Below are 981 nucleotides of genomic sequence, written 5' to 3'. Positions count from 1 at the left end.
GCAGATCGGGCCGCGCGCCGACGTGCCCGAATGGAACAACCAGGGCAGGGGGTCGGCGCCGGTCGATCCGGCCGATGCCGCCGACGCGGGAGTCTGGGCGATCTCGTGCTTCTTCATCCGCGTCAAGGCGCGGGGCAGGGGCATCAGCCATCGCCTCGTCGAAGGCGGCATCGACTTTGCCCGCCGGAACGGCGCGCGGCTGGTCGAGGCCTGCCCGATCGACCTGTCGCGCGATTCGCGTTCGATCGGCCTGTTCGTCGGCTCGTCGCGGGTGTTCGAGAAGGCGGGCTTCGAGCGGCTTGTCGAGCGCAAGCCCGGCCGGCCGCTGATGCGGCTGGTGCTTTAGGAAGGCGACTAGCCTTTGTCTTGCGGCTGTGATGGTATTTGCCTACCAGCAGCGCGAAGCGATTTTGTCTTCCGAGCCCAAACGGAGAATCGACGTGAAGCGTGTCCTGTCCCTAGTTTTCCTTCTCGCGCTCGGCGCGCCGGCTTTCGCCCAGACGGTCGATAGCCAAGGCGCCAAGCAGCTTTCCGAGGACCTGTCCCGCTACGTCGGCAAGAAGGCGCTCGACACCGGCGTGCTGAAGGTCTCCGTCGAAGGCGACGCCTACCGGATCGCCATTGATTTCAAGGCGCTGGTCGAGGCCCTGCCGGACCAGAAGCTGCTGAAGTTCGACGTCGCGCCTTATGCCTTGAAGGTGAAGCCGCGCAGCGATGGATCCTGGGACGTCTCGATGGATTTCTCGCAGAGCGCGTCCTTCGAGTTCAACGGGCCGGAAGGGCTGCAAAGCACCCAGTTCACCGTCAAGGACGGCAAGGGCAGCGGCGTCTATGACCCCGCGCTCGCAGCCTTCACCAGCGGCGTCAGCACCATAGCCAGCATGACGATGACGTCCAAGGACGCCAAGCAGCATGTTGACGCCAGCTTCGGCGCCGGCACGGCGAACTTCGCCGCGACCAAGGCCGCCAATGGCGGCGTTG

Annotated in this window: 1 protein-coding gene and 1 pseudogene; both read left to right on the top strand. The window is 65.5% G+C overall.

Annotated elements, in window-relative coordinates; all coding sequences use genetic code 11:
* Window positions 1-346 (top strand): GNAT family N-acetyltransferase (locus tag EN780_RS35175; RefSeq protein WP_128276536.1); only part of this gene is annotated, 346 nt, incomplete at its 5' end.
* Window positions 347-377: 31 nt separating this feature from the next.
* Window positions 378-981 (top strand): annotated as a pseudogene (locus EN780_RS35170) (hypothetical protein); the annotation flags it as partial.

It is taken from the genome of Mesorhizobium sp. M4B.F.Ca.ET.089.01.1.1 (genome assembly GCF_004022605.1).
Taxonomy (GTDB): Bacteria; Pseudomonadota; Alphaproteobacteria; order Rhizobiales; family Rhizobiaceae; genus Mesorhizobium; species Mesorhizobium abyssinicae.
Note: the sequence above shows the minus strand (reverse complement) of the source record. Positions and strands in the feature narration are given on the sequence as shown.